General features: G+C 68.6%; 4 protein-coding genes and 1 pseudogene. All 5 read right to left on the bottom strand.

Annotated features, from left to right (window positions below; all coding sequences use genetic code 11):
• The coding region (locus U9980_RS20650) for an ATP-grasp domain-containing protein (RefSeq protein ID WP_322769431.1) at positions 1-1,168 on the bottom strand (1,168 nt) is incomplete at its 3' end.
• Entirely contained in the window at positions 1,165-2,250 is a 1,086-nt protein-coding gene (locus tag U9980_RS20655; protein ID WP_322769432.1) for an NAD(P)/FAD-dependent oxidoreductase, read from the bottom strand. The genes U9980_RS20650 and U9980_RS20655, both read right to left, overlap by 4 nt.
• A gap of 1 nt (position 2,251) precedes the next feature.
• The gene (locus tag U9980_RS20660; protein WP_322769433.1) at positions 2,252-3,796 is read right to left on the bottom strand and encodes a class I tRNA ligase family protein; all 1,545 of its coding nucleotides are present in this window, start codon (positions 3,794-3,796) and stop codon (positions 2,252-2,254) included.
• Between the two features lie 155 nt (positions 3,797-3,951).
• Positions 3,952-4,293: pseudogene (locus U9980_RS20665) on the bottom strand (cupin domain-containing protein); the annotation flags it as partial.
• Entirely contained in the window at positions 4,293-5,573 is a 1,281-nt protein-coding gene (locus U9980_RS20670) for a lysine N(6)-hydroxylase/L-ornithine N(5)-oxygenase family protein (protein WP_322769435.1), read from the bottom strand. The pseudogene U9980_RS20665 and the gene U9980_RS20670, both read right to left, overlap by 1 nt.
• Positions 5,574-5,603 lie beyond the last annotated feature (30 nt).

Here is a 5,603-nt window from a genome sequence, read left to right on the forward strand (position 1 = left end):
CGTCGGCCTGGAACACCACGAAGGAGGGACGGGCGATGTAGCCACCCGGCGGCAGCCGCAGCGCGGTACCGGGTTCGACCATCCGGGACGCGATGACCAGTCCGGGCGCGGCATCGGGCACCCGGACCGAGCGCACCAGGCAGTCCCGCTCCGGATACCCGAACCGGATTCCCGCGACGGTTCGCCGGGTCGCGGCGATGTCCGGCCGCTGCCCGATGGCGACGTCGACGAGCACCTCACCCGGGTCGATGCCCGTGGCGGTCCGGCCGAGAAACGGGATCAGGTCGCCGCCGAGCCGGCCGTTGATCTCAATGATCAACGGCCCCCGCTCGGTCAGCCGCACCTCGGCGTGGGTGATACCATCCTCGATCTCAAGCACCCGGTGCGCCCGCGCCAGGGTGTCCATCAGCACGGTGTCGCCCAGGAGTGGGTCGCCCGCGTCGACGACGTGGCCGATCTCCTCGAAATAGGGGTGCCCGCCGGTGCGCTTGCGGGCCACGAACATCGGCAGGTATTCGCCTTTGTGCACGGCTGCGTCGACGCTGATCTCGGGCCCCACGGCGTAGCCCTCGACGATGGCACCACCACGGTAGGACTCGTCGCCGACCAGGCTCGCGTCCGATGCGACGGCGAAGGCGGCGTCCAGCTCAACCTCGTCGGCGGCGAAAACGACGCCCATGCTGGCGCCGAGAGCGCGCGGCTTGACCACGACCGGGTAGCCGATCCGCTCCGCCGCCGCGCGGGCCTGCCCAGCCGTGGCCGCCATCTCGAATCCCGGCTGCAGCAGACCCGCGGCGGTGAGCCGGGAACGCGTGTTGTGCTTGTCCCGGCAGCCGTGGACGCCGGGAATACTGAGGCCGGGTACGCCGAACTCGGCGGCGATCTTGGCCGCGGACATCACCAACGGCTCGTCCCAGCACAGCACCCCGACCACCGTGTGTCTGGCCGCCACCTCGCGGGCCGTCCCGGCCAGCAGCTCGTGGTCGAATACGTTGATCACAGTGATCTCGTCGAAGTAGTCGTGCTGCCAGGTGGGCTTGAGGTTGTTGATCAGAACCAGGTCGAGTCCGGCCCGTCGCGCCCGTGCGGCGGCCGAGCTGACCAGGTACTCGCGGTAGAGCTTGAGCCCGCTGCCGATCACCAACAGCACGTTCTTGGAACTGTTCATGCGTATTCCCTCCAGTTCGGCGATGACCTCATGACGGTCTCGGCAATCTGAGCGGCGATCAGGGGCGCGGTGCGGAACCCGTCGCCCCCGCTGGCCGCGCGTGCCCACACCACCGGGCCGAGGCGGACCAGGCTCGCCCCGCCCGTCTCGGCGTCGACCAGGTAGTGGCACTCCTTGACCCCGTGCACGGGGTAGCGGTCCGGGTCGGTCAGGATCGACGCCACCACCTGATCGACCCAGCTGGTCCCGGCCGGATCGGGCCGGCTCGCGCGGTCGGCCACCGAGTCGACCTCCCGACACAACGCGCTGGAGCTGACCTTCAGCAACGTTCCGTCGCCCGGAGGCAGCAACCAGGACCGGCCGTCGGTGCCGATACGCCCAGCACTGGGCGCGTCCTCCCACCAGCGAGCCAGCTCCTCGGGTGGCCGCAGATACACCATGGCCTGGCGGTGCAGCACCATCGGCAGGTCGACCAGCTCCCGCGACCACGGCCCCGCGGCGATGAGGATCAGGTCGGCGCCCATCCGCTCACCGTCGGCCAGGACGACCTGCCCCGCGTCCGCGTCGACCGCGACAATCTCCCGCCGCGGTCGCACCGTCACCAGGGCATGCGCGTCCAGCCATCGTGCCGCGAGTGTCAGGACCCGGTCGGCGAGCAGCACGCCGGCGTCGTGCTCCAGCACTCCCGTCCAGCCGGCGGGGAACCTCATATGCGGCAACGTGTCCGGCTCGACGAGCTCGACCGACAGACCGACCTCGGCACCGATCGCGGCCACCGCGTCGACCTCACCGGCGGGCCAGGCGGTCACCACGCCGACGCGGCGGTAGAGTCTGGTACCCAGCAGCGCCTCCAACTCCAGCCACAGACGGTGAGCCATCGCGACCCGGTGGGTGGCGGCCCGATCACCGGGGTCGAGTGCCCGGATCGTCCGGTGCTGATCGAACGAACTGGACATCGGATTGGGGACGGCACCCCGATCCAGCACGGTCACCCGATGGCCTGCCAGTGCACACCGGATCGCGGTCAGCAGGCCGGTGACACCCGCTCCGACGATGAGGACGTGCCGGGCATCGGCTGGCATCTCACTGCGCCCGTTCGCGCAGCCGGGGCATGCGCCTGGGCGCGATCTCGGTGGCCGCCGGGCCGGCGATTGGGATCAAGGTGTCGGGTAACGCCTGCCGGGCCAGGTCGATCAGGATGGGCGCCGCACAGCGCAGGAGCATGTCAACCTCGTGGCAGAAATCACCGCTGTCCGCCGGGCCCGGCGCCCACCGGTCCAACCGGGACAGCTGCTCGGCGAGCGTCTCGGCCGCCCGGTTGAGGCTGAACCGGGAAAGCTCGTAGGAGCCGGTGACGCGTTCGATGATGCGGGCGGCCGATGCCCTGGACCGCTGCGACACCGCCAGCGGCCCCCGGTCGACCCACTCGTCCACCCTGGCCGCCACCCGGTTCCACGGCTCGACAAGACGCGACCGGGTGACCCGGACCAACGCCTCGCGGCTGAAATCGGTGCGTTGGAATTCCGGGCTGGTCGCGGCCAGATGGAACCGGATCAGGTCCCGGGGCACCTCGGCCGCCAGCTCCCGGCCCCACACCGCATGACCGCGGCTGGTGGAGAACTTTGCATTGTCCAACTCGTAGAACTCGTTGGTGAGGAAACGTGCCGGCAGGTCGTAGCGACCGTCGTGCGCCAGCAGCATCGCGGTCCCGGCGATCGCGAACGGGTAGATGTTGTCGAAGCCGAGGAAATAGACCACCGACGAGCCGGCCCCGGTCAGCCACAGTTCGTCGTCGCCGGCCAGCACCGCGCCTCGGCGCTCGGCGGACAGTGCGGAGCAGTACATGCTCCAGGCCATCGGCTCGGCATTCGGGTTGATCACCTGCCCGGCGACCTCGGGAAAGGGCGCGGGGATACCCCAGGAGATCGGATAGGTTACCGGAAAGTCCGGCAACGGCCGGGACACCATGTCCGCGACCGCCTGCGCCATGTGCGGACGCATCATCGAGCATTGGTCGGCGAAGTGGTCGCGTATTTTACCCCGGTACTCCTCCATGGGCAGCACCAGGACCTGCGCCGCACGCAACTGCACCGGATCGTCGGGGTACATGGTTGATCGCGGGTTGATGAGGTCGCCCGCGGCGATCGGATGGGCACAACTCTCGCAGAGCCCGGCGCATCCGTCGGCCAGACAGATCGGGCAACCGCCACGCACGTACCCATCCACCAGGTACTGTCCGGTGCGCGGCGAGTACGGGAACATCATCGTCTCGAGTCGGAACTTACCGGCGGCGTGCAGCCGCTCCATGAAGCCCCGGACCACCTTGATGAACCGTTCCTCGACCCCGGTGAACCCGTCGACCGCGATGCCCATGGCCGCCAGGGTCGCCCGCACGTCCCGCGTCGAGCGGGCCACCAGCTCCGCCGGTGTCGTGCCCAGCCGGTGGGCCGTGGTCACCACGTAGGTCGGGGTGTCCTGGACGCCGGTGCCCAGCAGCGCCTCGCGGCCTACCGCGCGGCTGTACCGGGTGTACACATCGGCCGCCAGGAACGGACCTGCCAGGTGACCCAGATGCAGGTCGCCGTTTGCGGTGGGCGCGGGCGAGATCACCACCACCCGCCCGGTCACGGTACTTGCCCCTCGAGCGACCTGGGGACTTCGGCCTCCGGCGATGCGCCAGAACCACGATCGCATCGCCTTTGGCCCTCGAGCGACCCGGAGAGTTCGGCCTCCGGCGATGCGACAGAACCACGATCGCATCGCCTTTGGCCCTCGAGCGACCCGATGAATTTCACCGACATGGCGCTGTCCCACCAGATGCCGTAGTACTCGAAGTCCTCGGCATCGTCATTGACCACCTGATGGATGCATTCGGGGGGCAGATGCGCGATGTCGCCTTCGGTGAACTCATGCCTCTCGTCGTCGACCACCAGGGTCGAGCGACCCCTCATGGCGATGAAGATCTCGTGCTCGTGGTGAGTGTGCGCGGTCGACACGTCGCCTGGCCGCAGCACGCACCAGGCGCCTTCGAACGGCGCGTTCAGCACAGGCCAGGGCAACAGCCGTGCCGAGTCCAGACCGTAGGCACGGGTCAGATTCGCTCGGTCCAACCTGCGGATCTCCATCACGCGCTCCACGCCACCGGCGCCGCGCGCCGGTCGAGCAGGTCGGCGATGATGTCCTGGGAGCGGTGGGCGAGCACGCTGATCAACGAGTCCGAAATGCCATGGGTCTGTTCGTTGACGCCCTGCAGGTACACCGCGCCCCACGCCGAATCGTCCAGGTCGACGCGGTAGCGCCTGCTGACCGCGATGTCATCCAGCCCCAGCCGCTGTGCGAGATCCCGCACCAGCGCGGGCATTCCCGGTTCGTATCCGGTCCCGAGCAGCACCAGGTCAGCGCGCAGCGACTCGATCTTGCCGCTCCTACGGTCCCGCAGGTCCAGGGCCACCTCGTCGCCGTCGACGCGGGCGCCGACGACCTCAATCATGGCTCGCACGACGGATCGCCGGCGGCCCAGCATCTTCTGCTGGTAGAGCATCGAGTACAGCTCGTCGACGAAGGGCGCAGCCAACCCGGCGTAGTTGGTCAGATGCATTTCGTCGAGGATCTCCGCGCGGGTCTCATGGCCGCTGTCGAAGAACTCGTCCACGAAGGAGGGGAAGAACAGCTCGTTGACGAACTTGCTGGTCTGGTAATTCTGCAGGCCGACCGAGCGCACCAGGAGGGTCGGCTGGCTCAGCGGAAGGTCCTTGTGCAACGCCATGAACATCTCCGCCGCGCTCTGTGCACCGCCAACCACCACGGCCCGCAGTGGACGATCAGTCGGCAGTTGCGCGATCCGCGTGGAGTACCCGGTGCTGTGGATCACCCGGTCGGCAGGCAGCTCGCGGAAGACGTCGGGGACGTACGGGTCGCGGCCGGTGCCGATGACCAGGTCGCGGCAACGGACGGTGCTGCCGCCGGCGAGGGTGACCGTCCACCCGAGGACCGTGCCGTCGCCGCCCCGCCTGGGTTCGACCCGCTCGGCGCGGGCGCCGTAGCGGACGCGGACATGCTCCAGGGAGTCCGCGACCCATTGCTGATAGCCGGACAGTTCCCAGCGGAACGGGTTGAACGTGCCCAGGTTCACGAACTCGTCCAGACGGCCCTGCTCGTGCAGAAAGCTCAGGAAGGTGAACCGACTCCTGGGGTTGCGCAGAGTCACCAGGTCCTTCAGGAATGACACCTGGCTGCGCGCCCACGGCAGCAGCAGGTTCCGCTGCCATTTGACGTCGGGATACTGCTCCAGCAACAGGGTGTTCTCGGCCAGCTCCCGTACACCGGACTCCTCGATGCCGATCGCCAACGCCAGGTTTGCCGGTCCGGCTCCGATCGCCAGTACGTCGACCTCTTGGTCTATCAAAATCCCACTCCGATCGTCGCAGTCCTATTC

The organism is Protofrankia sp. Cr1 (genome assembly GCF_963555865.1).
Taxonomy (GTDB): Bacteria; Actinomycetota; Actinomycetes; order Frankiales; family Frankiaceae; genus Protofrankia.

What these genes read in the sequence shown, in the direction of transcription:
- U9980_RS20655 (WP_322769432.1), bottom strand. Translation starts at nt 2,250, where the DNA reads ATGCCAGCCGATGCCCGGCACGTCCTCATCGTCGGAGCGGGTGTCACC.